This window comes from Roseomonas aeriglobus, assembly GCA_016937575.1.
In the GTDB taxonomy this organism is placed as follows: Bacteria; Pseudomonadota; Alphaproteobacteria; order Sphingomonadales; family Sphingomonadaceae; genus Sphingomonas; species Sphingomonas aerigloba.
The window spans coordinates 131,115-155,226 of record JAFHKN010000005.1; the positions used below are offsets into that span (position 1 = coordinate 131,115).

Annotated in this window: 19 protein-coding genes and 5 pseudogenes; 14 read left to right on the top strand and 10 right to left on the bottom strand. The window is 64.2% G+C overall.

All coding sequences use genetic code 11. The features are described from left to right. Positions 1-117 precede the first annotated feature (117 nt). Positions 118-402 (bottom strand): annotated as a pseudogene (locus JW805_19845) (transposase). Positions 403-640: 238 nt separating this feature from the next. On the opposite strand from JW805_19845, the gene JW805_19850 reads away from it, so the two are divergent. Then, the gene (locus JW805_19850; protein MBN2974254.1) at positions 641-1,912 is read left to right on the top strand and encodes an IS110 family transposase; all 1,272 of its coding nucleotides are present in this window, start codon (positions 641-643) and stop codon (positions 1,910-1,912) included. Positions 1,913-2,151: 239 nt separating this feature from the next. On the opposite strand, the pseudogene JW805_19855 reads toward JW805_19850, so the two are convergent. Together JW805_19855 and JW805_19860 are read right to left on the bottom strand one after the other, a co-directional pair. Beyond that, positions 2,152-2,742 (bottom strand): annotated as a pseudogene (locus JW805_19855) (IS481 family transposase). Then, positions 2,655-3,557 carry a cytochrome c gene (locus tag JW805_19860; protein MBN2974255.1) on the bottom strand — a complete coding sequence of 301 codons (903 nt, stop codon included), beginning with the start codon at positions 3,555-3,557 and terminating at the stop codon, positions 2,655-2,657. Before JW805_19860 ends, JW805_19855 begins: the two are co-directional and overlap by 88 nt. A 67-nt stretch (positions 3,558-3,624) precedes the next feature. Between JW805_19860 and JW805_19865 the strand changes: the two genes are divergently transcribed. After that, on the top strand, positions 3,625-3,999 hold the full coding sequence (locus JW805_19865) for a helix-turn-helix transcriptional regulator (GenBank protein MBN2974256.1): 375 nt from the start codon (positions 3,625-3,627) through the stop codon (positions 3,997-3,999). Positions 4,000-4,005: 6 nt separating this feature from the next. Here JW805_19865 and JW805_19870 read toward each other — a convergent pair whose 3' ends face one another. Then, positions 4,006-5,463 carry an alkaline phosphatase D family protein gene (locus JW805_19870; protein MBN2974257.1) on the bottom strand — a complete coding sequence of 486 codons (1,458 nt, stop codon included), beginning with the start codon at positions 5,461-5,463 and terminating at the stop codon, positions 4,006-4,008. A gap of 224 nt (positions 5,464-5,687) precedes the next feature. On the opposite strand from JW805_19870, the gene JW805_19875 reads away from it, so the two are divergent. Then, the gene (locus tag JW805_19875; protein MBN2974258.1) at positions 5,688-8,006 is read left to right on the top strand and encodes a TonB-dependent receptor; all 2,319 of its coding nucleotides are present in this window, start codon (positions 5,688-5,690) and stop codon (positions 8,004-8,006) included. Positions 8,007-8,223: 217 nt separating this feature from the next. On the opposite strand, the pseudogene JW805_19880 reads toward JW805_19875, so the two are convergent. Beyond that, positions 8,224-8,382, bottom strand: a pseudogene (locus tag JW805_19880) (transposase). On the opposite strand from JW805_19880, the pseudogene JW805_19885 reads away from it, so the two are divergent. Beyond that, positions 8,366-8,503 (top strand): annotated as a pseudogene (locus tag JW805_19885) (IS110 family transposase). The pseudogenes JW805_19880 and JW805_19885 sit on opposite strands and share 17 nt — an antisense overlap. A gap of 239 nt (positions 8,504-8,742) precedes the next feature. Here the strand turns inward: JW805_19885 and JW805_19890 are convergent. Then, a pseudogene (locus JW805_19890) lies at positions 8,743-9,575 on the bottom strand (IS3 family transposase). Positions 9,576-9,819: 244 nt separating this feature from the next. On the opposite strand from JW805_19890, the gene JW805_19895 reads away from it, so the two are divergent. Beyond that, complete coding sequence (locus JW805_19895; protein ID MBN2974259.1) at positions 9,820-10,116, top strand: hypothetical protein; 297 nt, start codon at positions 9,820-9,822, stop codon at positions 10,114-10,116. 7 nt (positions 10,117-10,123) lie between these two features. Here the strand turns inward: JW805_19895 and JW805_19900 are convergent, their stop codons facing one another. Next, positions 10,124-10,264, bottom strand: coding sequence for a hydroxyisourate hydrolase (locus JW805_19900; protein ID MBN2974260.1), 141 nt, complete (start codon positions 10,262-10,264; stop codon positions 10,124-10,126). A 194-nt stretch (positions 10,265-10,458) separates the two neighbouring features. Between JW805_19900 and JW805_19905 the strand changes: the two genes are divergently transcribed. Genes JW805_19905 through JW805_19920 form a run of 4 tightly spaced genes read left to right on the top strand, consistent with a single transcriptional unit; the run spans position 10,459 to position 13,725 of the window. Next, positions 10,459-11,499, top strand: a complete 1,041-nt coding sequence (locus JW805_19905; protein MBN2974261.1) for a glycosyltransferase — start codon at positions 10,459-10,461, stop codon at positions 11,497-11,499. Beyond that, the gene (locus JW805_19910; protein MBN2974262.1) at positions 11,496-12,482 is read left to right on the top strand and encodes a hypothetical protein; all 987 of its coding nucleotides are present in this window, start codon (positions 11,496-11,498) and stop codon (positions 12,480-12,482) included. The genes JW805_19905 and JW805_19910 overlap by 4 nt, the downstream gene beginning before the upstream one ends. A gap of 32 nt (positions 12,483-12,514) precedes the next feature. Then, positions 12,515-13,132, top strand: coding sequence for a PIG-L family deacetylase (locus JW805_19915; GenBank protein ID MBN2974263.1), 618 nt, complete (start codon positions 12,515-12,517; stop codon positions 13,130-13,132). Continuing rightward, positions 13,129-13,725: a hypothetical protein gene (locus tag JW805_19920; GenBank protein ID MBN2974264.1), complete on the top strand. Its 597-nt coding sequence runs from the start codon at positions 13,129-13,131 to the stop codon at positions 13,723-13,725. The genes JW805_19915 and JW805_19920 overlap by 4 nt, the downstream gene beginning before the upstream one ends. Before the next feature lie 95 nt (positions 13,726-13,820). Here the strand turns inward: JW805_19920 and JW805_19925 are convergent, their stop codons facing one another. Then, the gene (locus JW805_19925; protein ID MBN2974265.1) at positions 13,821-15,989 is read right to left on the bottom strand and encodes a catalase; all 2,169 of its coding nucleotides are present in this window, start codon (positions 15,987-15,989) and stop codon (positions 13,821-13,823) included. A 673-nt stretch (positions 15,990-16,662) separates the two neighbouring features. Here JW805_19925 and JW805_19930 point away from each other — a divergent pair. The 3 genes from JW805_19930 to JW805_19940 all read left to right on the top strand — a co-directional run bounded on the left by JW805_19930 (position 16,663) and on the right by JW805_19940 (position 19,987). Continuing rightward, positions 16,663-17,838, top strand: a complete 1,176-nt coding sequence (locus JW805_19930) for a glutathione-dependent formaldehyde dehydrogenase (GenBank protein MBN2974266.1) — start codon at positions 16,663-16,665, stop codon at positions 17,836-17,838. A 365-nt stretch (positions 17,839-18,203) separates the two neighbouring features. After that, a complete protein-coding gene (locus JW805_19935) occupies positions 18,204-18,878 on the top strand; it encodes a hypothetical protein (protein ID MBN2974267.1) in 675 nt (224 codons plus the stop codon). After that, positions 18,878-19,987, top strand: coding sequence for a hypothetical protein (locus JW805_19940; protein MBN2974268.1), 1,110 nt, complete (start codon positions 18,878-18,880; stop codon positions 19,985-19,987). The genes JW805_19935 and JW805_19940 overlap by 1 nt, the downstream gene beginning before the upstream one ends. A 140-nt stretch (positions 19,988-20,127) precedes the next feature. On the opposite strand, the gene JW805_19945 is transcribed toward JW805_19940, so the two are convergent. Together JW805_19945 and JW805_19950 are read right to left on the bottom strand one after the other, a co-directional pair. Then, on the bottom strand, positions 20,128-20,295 hold the full coding sequence (locus JW805_19945) for a hypothetical protein (protein MBN2974269.1): 168 nt from the start codon (positions 20,293-20,295) through the stop codon (positions 20,128-20,130). Beyond that, entirely contained in the window at positions 20,292-20,552 is a 261-nt protein-coding gene (locus tag JW805_19950) for a DksA/TraR family C4-type zinc finger protein (GenBank protein ID MBN2974270.1), read from the bottom strand. The genes JW805_19945 and JW805_19950 overlap by 4 nt, the downstream gene beginning before the upstream one ends. Before the next feature lie 274 nt (positions 20,553-20,826). Here JW805_19950 and JW805_19955 point away from each other — a divergent pair, with 274 nt between their 5' ends. Both JW805_19955 and JW805_19960 read left to right on the top strand, forming a co-directional pair. Then, positions 20,827-22,236 (top strand): ISNCY family transposase, encoded by a 1,410-nt coding sequence (locus JW805_19955; GenBank protein MBN2974271.1) that lies wholly within the window; start codon positions 20,827-20,829, stop codon positions 22,234-22,236. Positions 22,237-22,343: 107 nt separating this feature from the next. Beyond that, on the top strand, positions 22,344-24,110 hold the full coding sequence (locus JW805_19960) for a PAS domain-containing protein (protein ID MBN2974272.1): 1,767 nt from the start codon (positions 22,344-22,346) through the stop codon (positions 24,108-24,110). Positions 24,111-24,112 lie beyond the last annotated feature (2 nt).

The following is a 24,112-nucleotide window of genomic DNA, read 5'->3' on the forward strand; positions in this document are numbered from 1 at the left end:
TCCATCGCGGAATGCCGCATTGTCAAAGCTCTGGCTTCTGTCGCTTAGGGCAGCGCTTCCTAAAACGAAAAGAAGGCAATGTGCGCGTCTCCGCGAACAAAGCCTCCAGCGATCAATCTAGGTGTTCAGTCCCGGCATCTGGTGGATCGGGTCGACGTTGAACCGGTCTGGCTCTGAAGTCCAGATCTTGGCCATGTATTCGTAGGGTGTGAGGCCGCTGAGCGTCTTGAGCCGGCGGGCAAAGTTGTAGGCGGCCATGAAGTCGGCGAGGTGCGTCCGCAGCTGGTCGTGGCTCTCGTAGTGGAAGCGTTTGACCGTCGCCTCCTTGATGGTGCGGTTCATCCGTTCGACCTGACCGTTCGTCCACGGGTGGTTCGGCTTGGTGAGCCGGTGTTCGATGTCGTTTGCCTCGCAGATCATGTCGAAGCGCATCTGGCGCGACCAGGCGGTGTTCCGGTTGCGCGGCTGCTCGGCGAACTGAATGCCATAGCACATTGGGAAGCGCTGGTTCGGGAGCCGCTATGGCCCTGATGAAGACAAGGCCGCGTAGCGGCCGCAGACTTCATCAGGGCAAGCCATGGCCGGTCAGCAGGTATCTAAAGTGAGGTTGTCGAGACAACACTTTGGAGGCCGACCGACCATGACCAAGCTCACCTCTACGCCTGCCGGCGCCGTGCTGGTAGCCATCGACATGTCCAAGAGCCGACAGGAGGTTCTCATCGAGCGACCGGAAGGCGGCCGGCGCCGGCGGATGACCGTCATGGCGACCAGGCAGGACTATGACGGCTTTGCCGAGCAACTCGCTGCTATCGGGCGCCCTATCATCGTCGGGTTCGAGGCGACGGGTAATTACCATCGTACGCTGGCGCACCGGCTGCTGACGGCAGGGTTCGAGCTGCGCCTCATCTCGTCGGTCGCGCTCGCCAGAACGCGCGAGGCGCTGCACAACGGCTGGGACAAGAACGACTCCAAGGACGCGCAGGTCATCCTGCACATGCTGCGGATCGGTGCGACGCAGCGCTACGTCGACCCGCTGGTGGCCGGAATCAACGACCTGCAGGAGCTCTCGAAGACTCACGAGACGATCTCAAGGATGAAGACGCAGACCTGGCATCGGATCCTGACCCACTACCTGCCGCTGTACTTCCCCGAGATCGCCCGCTTCGCAGGCAACAGCCGGTCCGACTGGTTCCTGGCGCTCATCGAGCGGTTTCCGACGCCGGCCACCATCACGGCGCTGGACCGCGAGGCGTTCTCGGCCGCGGCATGGCCGCTCATCGGCCGCAAGGTCTCCAAGGCACGCCTCATCAACGACATCTACGAGACGGCGTCCGCCTCGACGGCACTGCCGGTGCCGGAGAACTCAGCCGCCATCACCATGTTCCGCATGGTCATCGCGCAGGGCCGCAGCCTCATCCACCAGCGAGACGAGATCGAGCGGCTGGCCCATGCGCGGCTCGCCGATGACGTCGACTACCAGCTGCTGCGCAACATTCCGGGCATCGGTCCGATCAACGCGCTGACCATCCTGGCCGAGGCCGGTGATCTGCGGCGCTTCAACCATCATCGTCAGTTCCTGAAGTTCTGCGGTCTCGATCTCGCAACGTGTCAGTCAGGCACGTTCCGTGGCCGCACGAAGCTGTCCAAGTACGGCAATGCGCGCCTGCGCCGGACCTTCTGGATGGCTGCCCAGGTCGCCGCGCGTCAGCGCGACAACAGCTTCCGCGACAAGCTCGGACGATATGTCGCCGGGCACGCGGACGATGCCGACCGTCGCCGCAAGGCGATGACGGCGCTCACCGCCAAGATGGCGCGCGTGGCTCACGCCGTCATCAAGACGGGGACAGAGTACCGGCCGTTCCTCGAACGGTCGGATGCCAGGTGGAAGGACCCCTCTCTGCAAGTGCCGTGAGGGCGCTCGTCGAGCGACCCTGTAGATAATGTTCGGGCCTTCCACCTGGGTGCGTATCTCGTTTTAAGGATGGTGAGGACCACGGCCGCCTCGGCGCTGCTGGATCCTGTGTTTGCTATGGCAGGGAGCGATCCCGTTGACGGTGGGAGCCATCTGGCTCAGATTGCATGCCGCGCCGACGGTTGTCGGCGCATGGATATCTGCTGGCCAAAACCCGCCGCTGCTTCCCGACATAGGACGTTATCGGTCAGGATCGTGTGTATCCGGTACGGCACGGCCTTCAGCAGGTGTTCGAGGAACTCCCATGCTGTGCGCCTATCGGCCTTGTCGACCAGCTGGGTGACTGCGAACTTGCTGGTGCGGTCTATGCCAACGAACAGATAGAGCTTGCCTTCGGCAGTCTGCACCTCGGCGATATCGATGTGGAAGAAACCAATCGGATAACGCTTGAAGCGCTGACGCTTGGGCTTGTCGCCCTCGACATCCGGTAGCCGTGAGATGCCGTGCCGCTGAAGGCAACGGTGCAGCGCTGACCGGGTCAGGTGCGGTAGCGACGGCTGCAATGCGTAGAGGCAGTCGTCGAGCGGCAGCAGTGTGTGGCGACGGAACGCCACCACCATTGCCTCCTCCGCCTCGGTCAGGGTCGTTGAATGAGGGGCCTTCGGCCCGGTCTTCAGATCCTCGACCGTCGCCCTCTTACGCCACTTCGCCACCGTCTTGGGGTTGATCCCCAGCTCACGGCTCAGCGTCGCGAGCGAAGCTTGCGATCGCTGTATTGCTGCTCGGACAGCGTGCGTGGTCGTGGCGCTCCCGTGACGTACCTGTCCCATACGGCTTCCTTCCATTCCAACGAAAGGATCGCACCATCAAACCGTGGGATCAAACACCTAGCGGGAAAGGCGAAGGTGCCAGCGTATAGCGCGAGATCCCAACGGTCCTGAAGCGGACGATCGGCAAAGCTTTCCATGCTGGTGCCGTCGATGCCTTGTTCCAGCACCTGATAAAACGCGAACGTGCTGCGCTCGCGAGCGCGCGCCTTATCGATGAATGCGATCGGTGGAGGATCTAGCCCGACCGACTTCGGCCCCTTTCCGTCCCCGGTCATGGCGTGGCAGCTCGCGCAGTTCTGGTTGAACAGCGCTTGCCCGCGCGGGTAATTGGGGGCGACGGCCGGGGCGAGCGGCACAGGATACGCGGCGATGAGATCAGCAGCGAGGCTGCGTGCGGCGGTTCCTACCGCTTCGGCGGGGGCCTTGGCCGCGATCAGCCGCTCCAGTGCAGTAGCCCGGCGCGCCAAATCGGCCTTGGCAGACGAGGATGCCAAGCTGGTTATCCGCTCGCGTGCCGAGGCGGAGAACTCCGTCATTTCAGCATATTCGGTCGGACTGACGATCTGGCCGCCCTTCACCGCTTCGGGATAGTCCACTGCGACGTAATCGAGCAGCCGCCATGCCGTTTGCACCGGGGCGGTCGTCTGGGCGCTGGCCGGCGAAACCAGCATGATCGCAACGAACATTGCAATAAGCGCACCGACCCAGCCATGGCGACTAAGTAGCATTAGCAGGTTATCGGCGAACTTCGCACTGCAAGACCGCGATACAGGAGCGATGGCTGGCCCGTTCGCGGCGACCCGGTTAAGGTTCATCGATCGCCTCTTATGCCGTCTAACAGGGCGACTACATTTCAAATAATGTTGAAACATTGGGCTGACCATGGATGAGAATCAAGCGCTGACAGCGTTCGCCGCCATCTCGAATGCGACCCGGCTGCGCATTGTTCGGCTGCTGGTCGTAGCAGGCGCAGACGGCCGCTCTGCTGGCGCGATCGGCGAGGAGCTGGGCGGCACGCCGCCCTCGCGCCTGTCCTTTCACCTTAGCCAGCTTGAACAGGCTGGTTTGGTGGTGAGCCGTCGCGAGGGACGGTCGATCATCTACAGCGCGATTTTCCCGGCGCTGTCGGACCTGGTGGCCTTCCTCATGCACGATTGCTGCGAAGGCCATTGCCTCGTCTGCGATCAGGCGATCGAGCTATTTGCGAAATGTACAGGACGGCCCACCCCGGCCGCCCGGGTGGTCCAGCGTGCTTGAGGGCAATCACGCGCGCTCTAGTCGGCGGCTTCCGCGTGCCATCCCAAACATGGCGATGCTGGCGACAGGACTATCGGCCGATTGACGGTCGCGGATCGCCCGAAGATCGGCGGTTAGCTGCGTTTGACCGATGTCGATCAGTACGTACCCGGCTTGCTCCACGTCGGAGAACCGTATGTGGCCGTTGTTGGCTAGAGCGTCGCCGAAGCGCCCCTTGGGGGGTGAGGCCGCGGCTAGCGCGGACGTGACGATTTCGCCTGCGACCGGGCGCCCGCCGCTGTCGTTCAGGTCGTTGACCCAAAAGGAATGCACATCGCCGCTCAGGACAAGTGGGCTCGTGACGGTGGATCGTGACAGGCCCTGCAGGACACGGCTTCGGTTCGCCGTATAGCCGTCCCATTGATCACTGAACGTTGCTCTGCCTGCGCTATCAAGAGCAAGCGGCGCGAAGAAAACTTGCTGTCCGATCAGCGTCCACGGACGATGCTCGCTGGCGAGCCGCTGGTCGAGCCAGCGTTCCTGTGTTGCCCCCATGATCGTCCCCGTCGATGCCGCGGCCTCCGCACATCCGTCTAGCCGGACGTTGCGCGCTATGCCGGCAGGAGCGCAGGGTGACGGACTGCGGTACTGGCGCGTATCCAACACGGAAAGTGACGCAAGGTCGCCCCAATCGACGGCTCGATAGAGCCGGGGCGTACTGGCACCGTGCCATATGCTCGGCCGGATCGGCATATGCTCGAAGTATGCCTGGTAAGCAGCGGCACGTCGCGTCGCGAACATGGCAGCGGGTTCGCCGGTCCGATTGGCGAGATTTGCATAGTCGTTGAGGACTTCGTGGTCGTCCCACGTCACTACCCACGGGCAGGCGCGATGGGCGGCCTGTAGATCGGGGTCCGTCTTGTAGAGCGCATGCCGCTGCCGGTACCCGCCAAGGTCCAGCGGCTCCGACGTGCCAAACGAGCGGACCTTTGCCTGATCGGGATAAGTTTGCTCGTAGATGTAGTCGCCAAGCTGGAGCACTAGGTCGGGCTGCTGCGCAATCATGTCGCGGTAGGCTCCGAAGCGAGCCTGCTCCCAATGTTGGCACGACGTTACCGCTATCCGCAGCCGAGCGGACGTTTGCGGTACGGTCGTCGTCCTGCCGATGGGGCTCGTCGCCCCGAGCGCGTGAAAGCGATACCAGAAGGCACGACCAGACGGCAGCCCACCGACCTCGACATGGACGCTGTGGGCGGCTTCCGGCCGTGCGGGTAGGACGCCGCGGCGGACGATCGTTCGAAAGCCGCGATCAGCAGCGACCTCGTACCGCACCGAGACGGCCTTCGCATCGAGCGGAGCAAGGCCGCGCCCGATCAACCGCGTCCATAGGACAAATCCGTCGCCCGACGGATCGCCGCTGGCGACGCCAAGTCCGAACGGATCAATATCGGTGCGTGCATGAGCATCGATGGGCGTCGATGGCATGATGGCTAGCGATGCCATTGCCATCATGACAGCGCGGCGATGCCAGGTTGGGTGCAGCGTCTCGAGCATAAATCCTGAGTACGCCCCTGGCGTGACCTGCTGATGACGAATCGCCATATTGTCACGAAAGTGTCGCCGCTTCGCAACGCTGTCGCCATCAGAGGTCCCTAGCGGCGTCATTTCAAGACTTGGTGAAAAGTCTGCTAAAATCCCAGGGGGAATAGATGATTTCGAAGACGCTCCTGCTGAGCTCCGTCAGCGCCTTGCTGTTGGCCGCCGGCACGGCCCAGGCACAATCCGGTGCTCTACCAGAACGCCCGGCTGCCACAGCGTCTGAAGGCGCCAGCGCACCAGATGCCTCGGAAGACCAGGGAGAAATTGTCGTCTATGGCTCTGGCCGTGTGAGGCAGGAGCAGACTGTCACCAAGGCAGCTATCGACATTCTTCCTCCCGGCAGTTCGCCCCTGAAGGCGGTTTCACGGTTGCCGGGTGTGGCGCTGCAAAGCTCCGATCCGTTTGGCAGCTACGAGCTGGGCACGCGATTGTCAGTGCGCGGCTTCAATCAGAGCCAGATGGGCTACACGTTAGACGGCGTGCCGCTTGGGGACATGTTCTACAACGGCCACAACGGCTTGCACGTCAGCCGCGCAATTGCGGCGGAGAACATCGCGCGGGTAGACGTGTCGCAGGGTGCCGGCTCACTTGCGATTGCTTCGACTAGCAACCTAGGCGGCAATCTCGAATTCGTATCGCGCGCGCCTTCCGAAACGATCGGCGGCGAGATCGCCGGCACCTACGGCATGTACGACACTGTGCATCTCTACGGCCGGATCGATAGCGGCCTGCTTTCCACTGGCACGCTAATCTCGGTGTCAGGCGTCTATCACGATGCTGACAAGTGGAAGGGGTTTGGCAAGCAGACCGATCGCAAGATCAATGGCAAGGTCGTCCAGCGGATCGGCGACGCCACGCTGACCGGGTGGCTGAACTACTCGCTGCATAAGGAGCGGAACTACGCCGATCTCTCACCGGCGACGCTCGACCGCATCGGCTACGATCTCGACTTCCTTCGGCCGGACTTCGACACGGCAGTCCTGCTGTCGCAAGTCAGTGCCAATCAAACGGCTGCGGCCGCCAGACGAGCGTTACCATTCCCCACGGCCGGCGTGGTCTTCCCCTCGCCCTATACCAATGTAAACGACACCTATTACGACAGCGGTGGCTTTCGTAAGGACTGGCTGGGCGCACTGACGCTCAACGTGCCGGTGGCAGACTGGCTCGATCTCGGCGCAACATACTATCACCACTACGATCGCGGCAGCGGCGGCATTTACACGCCGGCGGTGTTCAGCCCAGATGGCTTCCCGCTGTCGGTCCGAACAACCGAATACGGCATCAACCGGGATGGCGGCATAGCGCGTGCGACTGCTCGCCTGGGCGCGCATACGTTTCAGATCGGCTACTGGCACGAAGACAATGATGCAACGACCGACCGTAGCTATTACGCGGTAAGTCAAACAAATCGGCCTGACGTGACCGATCTGCTGAAGAGCCCGTTCCGCAGCGACTTCCTCACCGATCTCACCACGGTTACCAATCAGTTTTTCGTCAGCGACAGTTGGCAACTTAGCGATGCCCTGACGATCGCGGGTGGCTTCAAGGGCGCTCGGGTCGAGAACGGCATCACAACGACCTTCGGCACTCCGTTCATCAACGGGAAGATCGCCGCGAAAGACTGGTTCCAGCCGCAGATCGGCGCGACCTGGCGCGTTGGACGGCAGGAGTTCTTCGCCAATTATGCAGAGAACATGCGCGCCTATATCAGCTCGTTCCGCGGCCCCTTCGGCACTACGCAGGTCGGATTCGAGGCTATCCGCGGCGTGTTGAAACCGGAGACATCGCGAACGGTCGAGGGCGGCTGGCGTTTCAATGCTGGTCCGCTGCGCGGTGTACTGGCTGTCTACGACGTAAAATTCGAGAATCGGCTGCTCGCGGCATTCAGCGGCGCCAACATTCTTGGAAATCCGAGCGTTCTTCAGAACGTCGGTAGCGTGACCAGCCGGGGCGTTGAAGTCGCAGCGACGTACCGAGTGATGCCCCGCCTGTCGCTGATCGGTTCTTACTCGTACAACGACAGCACTTACGACGACGATACCGTAAACGGAACGGCCACCGTGCGCACCAAGGGCGTTCGAACGGTGGATACGCCAGCTCATCTGGCAAAGGGCGAGATCAACTACGACGACGGCAGTCTGTTTGGTAATCTGGCGGGAGGGTACACTTCGCGGCGGAACGTTACCTACACCGGCGACGTCACGGTTGATGGCTATGTCCTGGTCGATGCCGCGCTCGGCTATCGCTTCCCCGCAGATGGGCCGCTTGCCGGCCTAGAGCTCCAGATCAACGCCGCAAACCTTCTCGACAAGAGATACATTGCGGCACTTGGATCGGGGCAATTTTTCAACACCGCAGCATCGCTCAACAACACCCTGCAAGCAGGATCGCCACGTCAGGTATTTGGGACGATACGGAAGCGGTTCTAAGGTATGCGAGGCGGCCGGCACCATAGGGCTGACTTGTCCGGGTGCCGGTCCGACTCTCGCCCTCTACGTTTCACGTGGGCCGGTTCCCGCTTCCGTTGCGTACGTGGGATTTGGGAATGTGATGGCTTTCCCGAAATACCATCGTTTGAGGGAAAGGGGGTGACCGCCGAGGAGTGGTGATTATGAGCAGCCCCCACCGGGTGGTCCGGGTTGATAGTTAGTGCATTGTCGTCTCCGCCGCCATTGCCGGTCGGAGGTGGAGCGAAGCGGAACCGGAGGCCGGCAATGGCGGTGTCGCCGCTTCCGGGGCGGGTGGTCGATAGCCGAGGCTGCTGTGCGGTCGGACAGTGTTGTAGTGACGCCGCAAGGCGATGACGGCGCTCACCGCCAAGATGGCGCGCGTGGCTCACGCCGTCATCAAGACGGGGACAGAGTACCGGCCGTTCCTCGAACGGTCGGATGCCAGGTGGAAGGACCCCTCTCTGCAAGTGCCGTGAGGGCGCTCGTCGAGCGACCCTGTAGATAATGTTCGGGCCTTCCACCTGGGTGCGTATCTCGTTTTAAGGATGGTGAGGACCACGGCCGCCTCGGCGCTGCTGGATCCTGTGTTTGCTATGGCAGGGAGCGATCCCGTTGACGGTGGGAGCTATCTGGCTCAGATTGCATGCCGCGCCGACGGTTGTCGGCGCATGGATATCTGCTGGCCAAAACCCGCCGCTGCTTCCCGACATAGGACGTTATCCGATCTGATATGTGCGGGCGGACCCCTCGCGATGAACAGGTCGGCCAGCGCTGCCAGTACGTCTTCGTGTCGAAGCTGGCGCGCGACGACCAGTGCCAGGCACTCCCTGCTCGCCTCGTCGATAATGGTAAGGATGCGGAACTTGCGTCCGTCATGGGTGCGTTCCTCGACGAAGTCGTAAGCCCAGACATGCCCCGGATACTCCGGCCGCAACCGGATGCACGAGCCATCGTTCAGCCATAACCGGCCGCGTTTCGGCTGGCGCTGCGGCACCTTCAGCCCCTCGCGTCGCCAGATCCGTTCCACCCGTTTATGGTTCACCGACCAACCCGCCGCATGCAGCAGCGCCGTCACCCGGCGATAGCCGTAGCGCCCGTACTGCCTGGCAAGGGCGATGATATCCTCGGTGAGCGCCAGCTCGTCATCTGCCCCGAACGGCACCTTGCGCTGCGTCGACCGGTGCTGGCCGAGCACGCGGCACACCCGCCGCTCGGATACATCCAGCACCTCCCGGACCTGGTCGATGCAGCGCCGACGCCGTGCGGGGCTCAGAAGTTTCCCTTGGCTGCCTCCTGCAGGATGAGCTTGTCCAGCGTCAGATCCGAGATCGCCCGGCGCAGCCGCAGGTTCTCCTTTTCCAGATCCTTCATCCGCCGAGTCTGATCGGTCTTCAGGCCACCATATTCCTTGCGCCAGCGGTAGTAGGTCTGCTCGCTGACCGCGATGCGCCGACAGGCCTCGGCGGTCGTGCCGCCCTGACCCAGCATGATCTCAACCTCACGTAGCTTCCCGATAATCTCCTCGGGCTTGTGCTTCTTCGCAGGCATTCGTCGTCCCTTCCTTGGTCCAGACTGTAATAGTCGATGGACCACTCAGAAGGGGGCAGCTCAGACGGCCATGATCGGCGCGCGGCGCGCCAGCAATGACGGCTAGTAAGATGATGGCGAGTAGAACGAGATGATGAGGCCCGATGATAGCAGGCGCTCCCACGAGGCGATCCGCGCCGCTGCCTACGCACTTCGTGACTGCGTCAGGGCTGGACCTCCGCTTACCGACCTCGGCCGGCTACGAATGAACCTGGCCAATGCGGTACGGGAGCATCTGCCTACACAGCAGGGCTGGAACAAGGAGGCTCGAGGCTATTTCGCCGACCAGATGCCGACTTACGAGCGGATCATGGAAGAGGATCGCGAGCTTCGGCTACGCTACTCCGACCACATACGGCGTTGGAGCAGCAACGCGATAGCTTCGAACGTCCCAGCCTATGCTGCGGACGTCGCAACACTGGTAGAGCGCCTCGACCGCTACCTGCGGTCGCTTGAGCACGAGCTCTATAAGCCGATGCACCAGGCAGGGATCGAGGCGTGATCGGTGATCAATTGCCCCTGTAGGTGGAGTAGCCGAAGGGGCTGACCACGACCGGCACATGGTAGTGCGCGGCAGGGTCGGTGACGCGGAACACGGGATCGATCTCGGGGAAGAATGGCACCGCCTTCGCATCCGGGTAGCCTGCCATGTCGAACAGCAGCTTGTAGGTGCGCGGCGCGAACTTCGACGGCTACCTACCCGACGCCGATATCTCGGTTGAAACCGGGCAAACCTATAGTCCTGCATGACGATCTGGCATCTTGCATCACCGCGAGCAGCTATCGAAACCGGCGTTTATCACCTACAGTCCTGCAAGGCAGGGTCGCCGGTCCTGCGAAACCGATGGTGGGGGTGCCGTTGCGACCTGTGTCAGCTGCGATCTGTGTTCCGGTCCGCAACGAGGAGACTGCGTTACTGAAGTTGCTGGAGGCGATCGAGCGACTGGACCTGGGCGACGTCGAGGCTGCCGTGTTCTTCCTCCTTGATAATTGCTCGGATGCGAGCGAGCAGGTAATACTCGAGCATGCTGGTCGCATGGCCCTTCCGTTCACGGTGGCTCAGGGAGACCCGTCCCCTGATGCCAATGCCGGTCGTGCACGCCGGGCCGCCATCGCCCTCGGCCTGCATCATGCGGCGAGCACGCCCCACGGTATTCTCCTGACGACCGACGCCGACAGCCAGCCCCGTGCCGATTGGGTCAGGGCGGCACTGCAGGGCCTGGCCTCGGCCGACCTTGTCGCCGGGCGAATCGTCCGGATCGCAGCGGAGCGGGATCCGGTGCAGGGGAGGGTCGAGCGCTACCTCGATCGGCTTCACGCCTACCGACGATCGGTCGACCCCGTTCCGTGGGACAGTCCGACCGGCTCCCACTGCTCGGGAGGCGCCAACATGGCCTTCCGACCCGGAGCCTATCAGGCGCTGGGTGGCTTCCAGCCGGTGCCATGCGGCGAGGACGCCGCCCTGCTCGACGATGCCGGGCGCGCCGGGTTTCGCGTGCGCCGCGATCCCGGCATGGTGGTTGCGACCTCCTCACGGCGGCTCGGCCGGGCGCCGGGCGGCATGGCGGCTGCGCTCAGTGCCATCGACCATCACGGGGCACCCTCAATGCCGCATCCCCGAGGGGCGGCATGGCAATACCGACAGCAGGCGGAGGCGCGCCGCATTTGGGCCGGGCTCCCCGATTCCTTTGTCGCAGCTCGCTTCGGCGACCGTATCGGATTGACCGGTGACCATGTGATCGGCGTCGCGCGCGACTGCCCCAACGCAGAGGCGTTCGCCATGCGTGTCGTGCCGGCGCTGCCCGATATACCCGACGTCACCCTCGCCGAGGCCGAGCATGCCCTGGCAACGCTCGAGCACCAGCTTTGCGAGCAGGCGGTATGACGACGACCAAAGCTCTGCGCCATGCGATCGTCGCGGCAGGGTGGGTGACCGACCCCGCCGGCGATCCGACGACGCCCGAGGCATATCTGGACCTGCTCCGCCCTCTTTACGCTGCGGGACGCCGGGATCTCCCCATCGGGCGCCTGCTGGAGGGGCATGTCGATGCGGTGCAAATCGTGTTTCGATACGGCACGTCGTCCCAGGTCGCTGCGTTGCGGGCGCGGATCGCTGCGGGAGCGATGCTGGGTGTGTGGAATGCGGGCCTGCCGGGTGAGTCGCTGGTGCTTACCGGCGGACGGCTGACCGGCGGCAAGGGCTATGCATCGGGGGCGGGGATACTGACTCACGCGCTGGTAACTGCGGATAGCGAACGCGGGCCGCAGCTGCTCCTGCTCGACCTGGATGCCGATCCGCCTGCCATCGATCGGGAGTGGTGGCAGACGATCGGCATGCAGCGCTCGGAGACACATCTGGTGCGCTGGTCCGGCTCTGTGATCCGTGAAGACGGCCGTATCGGCGAGCCCGGCAGCTATGCGCGGGAGCCGTTCTTCAGCGGAGGCGCGCTGCGCTTCGCCGCGGTTCATGCCGGGGGCATCGCCGGCCTGCTCGATGCAGTGCGTGACCACCTGACCACCCACGAGCGCGCTTCCGATCCGTTCCAGGCATCGCGCCTCGCCGACCTGTTCCTGCTTGCCCAGGGTGCAGCGGCGAGCATCCGCGACACGGCGGGCGCCTGGTTCAGCGGGACGGATGCGGAACGCCTCGCCCGGGTGTCCGCTGCGCGGCTATCGATCGCCGGCTCTGCCGAGCGCGCCCTGACGATCGCGCAGGAGGCGGTGGGGCTGCAGGGATTGTTCCTATCGCATCCGCTGGCGGCAAAGATCGCCGATCTCATGGTGTACCTGCGCCAGCCTGCGCCCGACGCGCATCGCTTTCGCGTCGGCCAGGCTGTCGCCGAGCACATCCTCGACCCCATTCTGTGAGGATCCCGCTGCGAAACGTACGTGTCGCGCTGGTGATCGCCCCGCACCCGGATGACGAGGTCATCGGCGCGGCAGGCCTCATTGCGCGGCTTCGCCGCCATGGAGCTCGGGTCCGGGTTGCGGTCGTGACCGATGGTGCCGCGTCTCACCGGGGCAGCCGACAATGGCCGAGAGCGCGACTGGTCGCGGCGCGCCAGCGTGAGAGCCTTCATGCGCTACGTCGTCTCGGCATCGTTGCTGGCGACGTCTCGTTCCTCAATTTGCCCGATGGCCAGTTGCCCTCGATCCCGGGACGCTGTTATCGCGCGCTGCGCCGCCAGGTCGCACGATGCCGGGATCTCGATCTCATCGTCGGACCGGCCTGCGATGACGACCATCCCGATCACCGCGCCGTAGCAGCGGCCGTCGCCCGATGCCCGGGTGGCGCCGGTCGGCTGACCTACCGCGTGTGGCCGCCTCGCCCGGACAGGTCCGGACCGGCATGGCGCATCGCTGTGCCCGGAGGAGTTCCGGTTAAGCGGTCGCTGATCCGCGTCTACCGGACGCAGCTCGGCGCCGTTTCCGATGATCCAGCAGGCTTCACGATCGCGAGACACGAGCTTGCGGCCTTTGCTCGTCCGGTCGAGCGCTACCGGCCGGGTTCGAAGTGACGAGCCCGATCGATCTTGCCGGGTTCGCCGCCAAGTTCGCCGGCGACGACGATCCCTGGCGCACCTTCACCGCCCGTGACGAGGCGGTGAAGCGTGCCGCGATCCTGCACGCGATAGGTCACCGACCGGTCGGACGGGTGCTGGAGCTGGCCAGCGGCAACGGATCCAACAGTGCCGCGATCGCGAGGATGGCGTTGTGCCTCGATGCGACCGAGGGCACGAGGGAGGGGGTCGACCTGACGGCACGCGCCGTCGCGGCCTGGCCTCGTGCGTGCGCATCGCTGCTCGTGCTCCCCGGTCGACCGCCACGTCTCGTCTATGACGTGATCGTGATCGCCGAGATCCTGTATTACCTCTCAGCGCGAGAGATGGCCCGGGTTGCGCGTGAGATGGCCGCTCGCCTGCGGGGAGACGGCACCATCGTGCTCGCGCACCACAGGATCGACTACTACGACTTCGCCCAGCACGCGGCAGGAATCCACGCCCGGTTCCTCGCAGAGACCGGGCGTCGTTGGACGGTTCGCACCGTGCGCCGCACCCGCCGCTGGGTCGTCACCGCGGCCCGCGCCGACGGTGTGCCCCGATCCCCTTGAACGCGAGCGAGGCAGCACGTCCCACGTCCGTGCGATATGAGGCTTGCCGTTAAGTGGAGCGGCAGGACGTCCACCTGCCGCTCCCGCCAGGGTCGTCAGGCCGCCGCGTCGAGATCGACCTTCATCTCCCGAGCCCAGAACCTGAGGTCACGACAGGTCGTGACGAACGCCTTGACGTCCTTGCTCTTGCTTAGGGCTACGAAGCCATCGTCAAGCTCCGGCACCCGAGAAGCGTCGAACAACGTGGCGGCTGCATCGGTGTAGCCGATGAACTTGCAGTGGCCGAACGCGTCCGCCACGAAGTCCTTGGAGGCCGCATCCTTGGCGAGCATCGCAACCCCCTCCTCGGACGGGAGCACCGCGACGGCATCGAACAGGACCGAAGGTCCGCCGTCGATCTTCTGCTTGGCCGCGACCTTGGTGCCGTCGTCGAGCGTGACCCCGCCGATCTTCGGCGCGACCACCTCCCAGACCGCGCCTTCGGCTTCCAGCGCCTTCGTCAGCGCATTGAACAGCTCGGCGCTCGACCCATCGGTCAGCAGCAGGCCCATCTTTCGCCCGGCGAAATTCGCCGGGCCGTTGGCGACGATCGAGAGCGCCGACGATGTCGGCAGGTCTAGCGTCGGCTTGGCCGCCTTGGCGGCGTCCGGCAGGTCAAGGCCGAGCCCGTCCGCAACGGTAGCGGCGAGATCCTCGTCGATGTTGCGCAGGTGGCTGACCGCCCGGGCCCGGATGTCGACACGATCTACCTTCGACAGCTCGAACACCAGCGCGTCGCCGATGTGCTTCTGCTCGATCGGCTGCTGGCTGAGATAGAACTGCCGCGCCTGGCTGTAATGATCGGCAAAGGTTTCGGACCGAACCCGCTGCTTAGTCCCCTGAACCTCGGCGGGGAAGCTGGTGAAGCCGATCTCCGCGTTCTCGCGCGGACCGCCTTCCGCGCCCCAGCTGTTCGGCTCATAGTTCACGCGCCCCTTCGGATTGCGCATCGCCATGTGGCCGTCCTGCTGGAAGTTCATCACCGGACAGCGCGGGGCATTGATCGGCAGGTGGGTGAAGTTCGGGCTGCCGAGCCGCTTCAGCTGGGTATCGAGATAGGAGAAGTTGCGGCCGTGCAGCAGCGGGTCGTCACTGAAGTCGATGCCCGGCACGATGTTCTGCGTGCAGTAGGCGACCTGCTCGGTTTCGGCGAAGAAGTTGTCGACGTTGCGATTAAGCGTGAGCGTACCGACGATGCGGACCGGCACGTCCTCCTCGGGGATGAGCTTGGTCGAGTCGAGATGGTCGAAGGGAAGCTTGTCGGCGGTTTCCTGATCGAACAGCTGGACGCCGAGATCCCATTGCGGGAAGTCACCGCTCTCGATCGCCTCCCAGAGATCGCGGCGATGATAGTCGGGATCGGCGCCGCTGATCTTGACCGCTTCGTTCCACAGCACCGACTGGAGCCCCTGGCGCGGCTTCCAGTGGAACTTGACGAAGGTCGACCTGCCTTCCGCGTTCACCAGGCGGAAGCTGTGGACGCCGAAGCCCTCCATCGTGCGGAAGGAGCGGGGGATCGTGCGATCGGACATGATCCACATGATCATGTGCCAGGCTTCCGGGGTGAGGCTGGCGAAATCCCAGAAATTGTCGTGTGCGGTTTGCGCCTGGGGGAACGCCCGGTCGGGCTCCTGCTTAGCCGCATGGACCAGATCGGGGAACTTGATGGCATCCTGGATGAAGAACACCGGGATGTTGTTGCCGACGATGTCCCAGTTGCCCTGCTTCGTGTACATCTTGACGGCGAAGCCGCGCACGTCGCGCGCCAGATCGCGCGAGCCCTTGTTGCCCGCTACCGTTGAGAAGCGGACGAACACCTCCGTCTGCTGCCCGACCGTGCTCAGCACGTCGGCGCGGGTGTAGTCGGCCAGACTGTCGGTCAGCTCGAACACGCCGTGCGCGCCATAGCCGCGTGCGTGGACGACGCGCTCCGGGATGCGCTCGTGATCGAAATGGAAGATCTTTTCGCGGAGGATGAAGTCCTCGAGCAGCGTGGGGCCCCGCAGACCCGCCTTGAGACTGTTCTGGGCGTCCGCGATCGGGATGCCCTGCTGCGTGGTCATGGTAAGTGCCGCGTCCGAGGTCGTCTGGCGGGTTTCGCCGCCATGGCCCTGCTGCTCGGCATAGTTCGTCGGCTGGTCGGCACCCGCCGGCAGCGGCGGTGCCTTCTTGGCCGTCTCGCCCTTGAGTTTCACCGCGTCGCTTTTGATGCTCTTGCGTGCCATGGACGTAATCCTCCGATCATGCCCTTAATGCCACCAGCGCCACGGCGATGCGAGGCATAAATCTTTGTAGCGACTGGGAACCGACCCGGAGGACCGAAATCAAGTTATGTCAGTCGAGCATGGTCGCCGGTTCGGACGACAGGCGCGGGCTCGGCAACGTAAGTGTTCATGGCTGCGCAGAACCCGACTGCGGCTTCCTTGGTCCTGGTTCACAGCCAGGGAAAGCCGATATGAGCCGGTTGGAGATGTCTTAACGCCTTGCCGTTAGCCGAGCATGATGTACTCCCAGGTCGTACAGGTTTTCGACTGCGTCCGGCACGACCACGATCTGTGGTTGGTGCTGCTCGCCGGCCTGGTTTGCCTCTGCGGAATCTATGCGTCCTTTGCCCTGGCCGACCATGCCATACGCTCAGGGCGGAAGACGCGCAGCCTGTGAGAACCTATCACCATCGTGTCGGCCGGCTGCACGGCCTGGGCGACCCACTTCATTATCTTGCTGGCTTTCAAGCCGGGCATGCCGTCTGCGTTCAACCCGCTGGCCGTACGGCCGTTTTACGGCCGCTCGTTGATGTAAACGAATCAAATGGACAGGGACCCATGCCGCGGCTCAAGGCGTTGAGCGTCATAGACATGGCCCTGACGACAAGGACATGCACTCAGATGAGGAAACGACATGCGCGCACTATGCTGGCACGGTAAAGGCGATGTCCGCGTCGACACCGTTGCGGATCCCGAGATCAAGCACCCGCGCGATGCGATCATCAAAGTAACCGCCTGCGCGATCTGCGGGTCGGACCTTCACCTGCTGGATGGCTACCAGCCCACCATGGAGGCCGGCGACATCCTCGGCCACGAGAACATGGGCGAGGTCGTGGCGCTCGGGTCCGAGGTCACCAACCTCAAGATCGGGGACCGGGTGGTGGTGCCGTTCACGATCAGCTGCGGCGATTGCTGGTTCTGCAAGAAGGGTCTGTTTGCGGCCTGCGATCGGACCAATCCGAACGCCGAGATGGCCGCCAAGGCGATGGGCCATTCGCCCGCCGGGCTGTTCGGCTTCAGCCACATGCTGGGCGGCTACTGCGGCGGTCAGGCGGAGTATCTCCGCGTGCCGATGGCGGATGTCGGTCCGATCAAGATTCCCGACAACGTTACCGACGAGCAGGCCCTCTTCCTATCGGATATCTTCCCGACCGGCTACATGGCCGCCGAGAATGCGCAGATCGAGCATGGCGACACCGTCGCGATCTGGGGCTGCGGTCCGGTCGGCCAGTTCGCCATCCGCTCCGCGCTGATGATGGGCGCCGGCCGCGTGATCGCGATCGACGAGGTGCCCGAGCGACTCGCCATGGCGGAGGCCGGTGGCGCTGAGACGATTAACTTCGCCGAAACCGATGTCTACGACGAGCTGCAGGCGCGAACCAAGGGCCGGGGCCCCGACAGCTGCATCGATGCTGTCGGCTGCGAGGCGGCCGCGCACGGGGCGGCGGACGCGGTCATGGACAAGGTGAAGGCAAGCATGATGCTCGCCACTGATCGCGTCCACGTCCTGCGGCAGGCGATCATGAGCTGCCGCAAGGGCGGCACGGTCTCCGTGCCCGGCGTCTACGTCGGGATGGGTGACAAGCTTCCGATCGGTGCAGCGATGAACAAAGGACTAACGATCAAGCTCGGCCAAACCCACGTGCAGCGCTATACTAGACCGTTGCTGGAAAAAATCGTCGCGGGCGCGATCGACCCCAGCTTCGTGATCACCCACCCGGCCAGTCTTGAAGACGCGCCAGAAATGTACGCTAAATTCCGCGACAAGGAAGAAGGTGTGATCAAGGTTGTTATGCGCCCGCACGGTTGATTGGCGGAATAACCGGGAACAGGACGCTTATCGATGCCGATCGACACCGCCGCTTTGGAGCACGTGTAGCGGCGGTGTCGATCAGCTTGCGACCAAGTATGTCGGCAGACCTAGGGTCAGGACTCGTTGACCATAGCGAACAGCGATGGCCGACGCACCAGGAAGCGAAGCGCCACTTGGCGTGCGGTCGCGCCGTGGCTGGCCGCGATCTCCTCCAGCACGCGCCCGCCAGGGGTGCGCGGGCCGGGGAAGTCGCCCTGGCCGAACGGGCTGTCGGCGCCCGGCCGCGCGAACTTCCCATGATTTAGGCCCAGGACGCCTTCCGTGGAGCTCGAGGCGCTACCATCGGAACAAGGAGAGAAAAGATGCACAAGGCACTGTTCGTAGGCATTGAAGCCGGGCCGACCCACCAGGAAGATGCCGCTGAATTCCTCCGGGGTGCGCTGGAGCCGGTCGAGCATGAGCAGGACACGCGGCACTGGTACGCGCTGCGCTTTGGCCCCGCCGACTTCGCCATCTTCGATACCTTCCCCGGCAATGCCGGCCGGCTGAAGCATCTGTTCGGCACGGTCGGCCGGGCGCTGGTGGTGAAGACCTTCACCATCCTCAACGGATTGCCGGAGATCGAGCCGGCCGACATCCTCGCCCTCAAGGTGCCGGCGGCGGACGCCCTGCCGCGCTTGGCCCTGCATGTTCCGCTTGAAGCACGGGACGGTGCGGAGGAAGAGGTTGCCCGCTTCCTCCAAGGAGCCCGATCGGCCGTGGAGCGGGAGCCTGGCACCCTGTCGTGGTACGCTCTGCGTCTCGGAAAGACTCGGTTCGCCATCCTCGATACCTTCGCCGACGAGGCAGGGCGCGAGGCGCATCTGTCGGGCGAAATCGGCACGGCGCTATCCGGAAGCGCTGCTTCGCTGTTCGCCGAGTCTCCCCAGATCCATCGCGCACAAATCTTGGCGTTCAAGATTGCATCCGCTGGTGATGAGGAGAGGACGAGCAGGAACACGTCGGTCGCGCGGCCGCTTGAGAGAGGGACAGTCTGATGGACACGAAGCAGAAGGTGCTCGTTGGAGCGGCCGTCGCCAGCACCGCGGCAGCCGGGGCCGCGTTCGCGTTCAAGTCCGCGGGCACGGATTCGAAGCTCACCAAGGTCGCGAACTTCGACCATCAGGTGACCGGCGTAAGCGTCAGCGCGGACGGCCGGATCTTCGTCTGTTTCCCGCGCTGGACCGACGACGCCCCGATCTCGGTCGCCGAGCTGCTGCCGAGCGGAAAGCTCCAGGCCTATCCGGACGAAAGATGGAATTCGTGGCGCAACGCCAAGGCGAACGAGATGCCGGTCGACGAGTTTTTCGTCTGCGTGCAATCAATCGTGGCGGATGGTCGGGGCGCCTTGTGGGTGCTCGATCCCGCGGCGCCGGGCAATGAAAAGATCCTGCCCGGCGGGCCCAAGCTGGTCCGCATCGATCTCGCCACCGATCAGGTCACCAAGACGATCCTGTTCGACGAGACGGTGGCGCTGCAGGGCACCTATCTCAATTACATCCGCTTCAGCGCTGACGGCAAGACCGGCTACATCACCGATTCCGGCACGCGCGGCGCGATCATCGTCGTCGACCTTGACACCGGTGACGCCTTCCGCGCGCTCGACGGCCATAAATCGACGCAGGTCGAGAAGGATGTGATCGTCGAGATTGACGGCAAGCCGCTGCGCCGGCCCGATGGCCGTCAGCCGACCTTCTCGTCGGACAGCCTCGCGATCTCCAACGATGGCCGCACGCTTTACTGGCAGGCGCTTACCGGCCGGACGCTCTATTCGATCGAAAGATCGAAACTCAGCAAGGGCACGCCGACCTCCGAGGTCGAAGGGGCGGTGAAGACCGTCGGCACGACCAACGTCGCGGACGGGCTCTGGATGGGCAGTGACGGCACGCTTTACATCACCTCGCCAACCGACAATTCCGTGAAGTATTGGGCGGGCGATGCGCCGGAGCCGGTGGTGACCGACAAGAGATTGCGCTGGCCCGATACCCTGTCGGAAGGGCCGGACGGGACGATCTACGTCACTGCCTCGCATATCCAGGATACGACTTGGTATAAGCCGGGCGCCCCCGCTTCGCTGCCAACCGCGCTTTTTTCATTTCGTCGGTGAGGCGACGCGGTCGGTTTTAACGACCAGTGTCTTGATGTAGTTAGTCAAGCCGAAGCACGACCGAAAAGCTAACCTAGGTCATCTGTTGCGTGATTGACGCCCGCCGTGTGGGTTCGTCGCTGAACGTGCCGGACGCGGCATCATGGAGTCCCGCCCGCTAGCGACTGCATCTCCCAGGCGAAGACCTCGCGTTCGTCGTGGAAGCCGACAATACCGAGCTGACAAATATTGATGACCTGCGCGTACGCCGCCTTGACGATGATCACGACGAAGCTGGGTGCGGCACCGTCAATGACTGGCGCGATCACCGCAGCTGGCTGTCCTTGCTGCCCCGCCGGTTGAACGCTGAGGTCAGCGGCCGGTCACGCCCGCTCTGGCACGTCACACAGGTGCGTACGCCAGGAATGGCCCGGCGGCGACCCTCAGGGATGTCGTCCCCGCAGATCGCGCAAAAGGGCTCGCTCTCACCGCTGGGCATGCTGGCCCGAGCGGCGAGAACCGCGTCCGCTACCGTATCCTCGATCTGATCCTGCACTGCGCCGTCGCGCGTCCAACCGCCAGCCATCCGCCTCTCCTCATCGCCAACGATATGGGAAGTGGCACGCGTCGACGCCATCGTGAACGCATCGAGAGTCGATGGCGGACTGGATCGAGGCGGCCTGACTGCTGACCGAAAGCACCAACATTTTACATAATCATTCTTATCGGACTGGCAGATTTGCTCTGTCTGTAGACGCAACGTACAAATGGCACACTCCCGCTATTTAGAGAAGGCACAGCCGTTCTGCAGCGGGCCTCCGGTGCCATAACCATCCTTGGACATCGAGGATGTGTGAGCGATGACGATGCTGATGATGAGTGCTGCCGAAGTGAGCCGGTTCGATACGCTGAAGCGGCTCGACCGCAGTGAGATCCGGCCGATCGATGCCATGGCGCTGCTGGGCCTGCAGCGCAGCCAACTGTACCGCCTGCTCAAGCGCCTCCGACGAGATGGTGCCGCCGGCCTCGTGTCCCGCAAGCGCGGGCGGCCGAGCAACAGGCGGTTCAGCGATGCCTTTCGCGACCAGGTCGTCGGGATCGTGCGCGAGCGCTACGCCGACTTCGGTCCGACGCTGGCGTGCGAGTACTTGGCTGAGCACCACGGGATCACGTTGTCGCGCGAGACGCTGCGGCAGATGCTGATGGCAGCCGGCGTGTGGAAGGCCAAGGTCGCGAAGCGCGCCCGCCTCCACCAGTCACGCTACCGGCGCGAGTGCCGCGGCCAGCTGGTGCAGGTCGACGGGTCGGACCACGACTGGTTCGAGGGTCGCGGGCCGCGTTGCACGTTGCTGGTCTATATCGACGATGCCACCAGCGAGCTCATGCACCTGGAGATGGCCGAGAGCGAGAGCGCCTTCTCCTACATGCGCGCGACCCGCAGCTACCTCGAGCGGCACGGCAAGCCGGTGGCCTTCTATTCGGACAAGCACAGCGTCTTCAGGAACAACAACGCGACCGCCGACAGCGACGGCATGACGCATCTCGGCCGAGCGCTCGACAGGCTCGATGTCGAGATCATCTGCGCCAACTCGCCGCAGGCCAAGGGTCGGGTGGAGCGTGCCAACGGCACGCTGCAGGACCGGCTGGTCAAGGCGATGAGGCTGGCGGGTATCTCGTCCATCGACGAAGCCAACGCCTTCCTCCCCTCCTATATCGCCCGGCACAATGCCCGCTTCGCCTGTGCGCCAGCGGACCCGCGCGATGTCCACCGCCCGCTGGCCGCGCATGAGAACGTCGAGGCGGAGATGGTGTGGCGCGAGGAACGGACCGTCACCGCTTCCTTGGCGCTGCACTTTAATAAGGCGATGTTCATTCTTGAGCCGACGCCCCTCGCCCGCTCGCTGGCACGCAAGCGCGTGCATGTGTGCGAGTACCCGGACGGCCGCATCGAGATCCGCCACAGCGAGCGCGTGCTGCCCTACCGAGTGTTCGACAAGATGCGGCGCGTGAACCAAGCCGCCATTGTCGATAACAAGCACTTGGGTGCCGCCCTCGCTATGGCTCAGGCCATCCAGGCAGCCACACCGCATCATGCCAAGCGCAACAACAGCGAGCCGGCGCGGAGCTCGGGTTCAGTCGGTGTATTCACCCGCCCCGCCCCTGTAGGCGAAGTCGACCGGCGTCGGCTGTGTACGCCGAAGCTGAAGCGGGGCTCTCGCCTCTCCAACGAGGAACTCGTGGCACGCGGCCTTGGCGAGTACGTCCGTTAGCGCTCACCTAATGCACTATTAGCACTATGGTGTTGCCACGCTGTTCCTCGCTCCTGATTTGCGCTAGATATTCGATTGCAGGGGCCTTCCCCCACGCCGGGGAAACCATGACCGCTTCAACCGCCTTGTTGAATCGCTTGCGCGACATAACCGTCGCCAGACCGCGCCCGAAGCCGATCCGCTACGGGGCGGCTGTTCTTGCCGTGTCGGTGGTGGCCCTTGTGCAAGCGGCGATGCTCGGATCGTCCGCGCCCTGGTTCCTCTACACGCCGGCAGTCGTCCTGCTGACGCTGTTCCTTGGCCGCGGTCCCGGCATCCTGGCGACGATCCTGTCGGCGATCGGCGCGGGCCTGGTGGTGATGAGGGCTGACGAACCGCTGCTGCTCACCCCCGTTCATTGGGGCGCATCGGTCATCTTCGTTCTGACGACGCTGGGACTGGTGACGCTGGTGGAGGCGTTGCGCACCGCTTTGCTCGATGCCGATCGGCTCCGTGAGGAACGCGAACGAGCGCTGGTCGTCACGGCCGAACGTGAGGCATTCCTGTCCGGCGTGCTGGGCAGCTCAACCGACTGCATCAAGGTGCTCGATCTCGACGGCAAGCTGACCTTCATGAGCGAGGGCGGAAAGCGCGTCATGGAAATCAGCGACTTCAACGCCGTGGCCGGTTGTCCGTGGCCCGACTTCTGGCAGGATGCCGGCAACGCAGAGGCAAAGGCGGCGGTCGAAGCAGCGCGGAAGGGCGAGGCCCGCAGCTTTATCGGCAAGGCCGACACTTACCGGGGCACGCCCAAATGGTGGCATGTCGCGGTCAGCCCGATCGCCGGGCCGGAAGGGCGTCCTGACCGCATCCTGTCCGTGTCGCGCGACATCACCGAGCTGCGCGCCAGCGAGGAGGAGCGCGAGAGTTTCGTGCGTCTGGCCGAGAACAGCGCCGATTTTGTCGGCATGGCCCGCACCGATGGCAGCGTGTTCTACATGAACGATGCCGCCAAGCGGCTCGTCGGCTTGGAGGGTGCCGACATTACCAGGCTTACCATCGCCGACTTCTTCCCACCCGAGCAGGTCGAGACGGTCGCGCGTGAGGTGCTGCCGGCCGTGGACCGCGACGGGCAATGGGTCGGCGAACTCGACTTCCGGCATTTCCGCACCGGCGAGCTGATCCCGGTCCTCTACTCCGTCTTTCCGGTCACCGACGCGACCGGCGCGCTGATCGGGTACGGCACCGTCACCCGCGACTTCCGCGAACGCCGGCGCGCCGAGGACGACATGCGGCTGATGAACGGCGAGCTGGCGCACCGCCTCAAGAACGTGCTGGCTGTCGTCCAGTCGGTCGCGGCGCAGACGCTGCGCGGCGTACCCGAGGCGGAAGCGGCGAGCCGTAACCTGTCCGCCCGTCTGGTGGCGCTGGGCGCGGCGACCGACGTGCTGACCGGCACCTCGTGGCGCTCGGCCGATCTGCGCGAACTGGCGACACGCGCGCTGTCTCCGCATGGTCGCATCGGCGAACGCATTCTGCTGTCCGGCCCGGCCGTGACGTTGAGACCTGAGCTGACGGTTGCCTTCGCGCTCGCCCTCCATGAACTCGCGACCAACGCCGCCAAGTATGGCGCGCTATCGAACGACATTGGCACGGTGACGCTGGCATGGTCGGTGGACGGGGATGGCGACGATGGGGTGCTGGCAGTGTCTTGGCGCGAGCAGGGCGGTCCGCCCGTCACACCGCCGGAGCGCAAGGGCTTCGGTTCGGTGCTGATCGAGCGCTCGCTGCGCTCCTATTTCAGCGGTAAAGCTGCAACCGACTACCGGCCGGATGGGTTGGTGTTTGAACTCGAAGCGCGGTTGAAGGACGCCGCGATCACGACCGGGAACTGAAA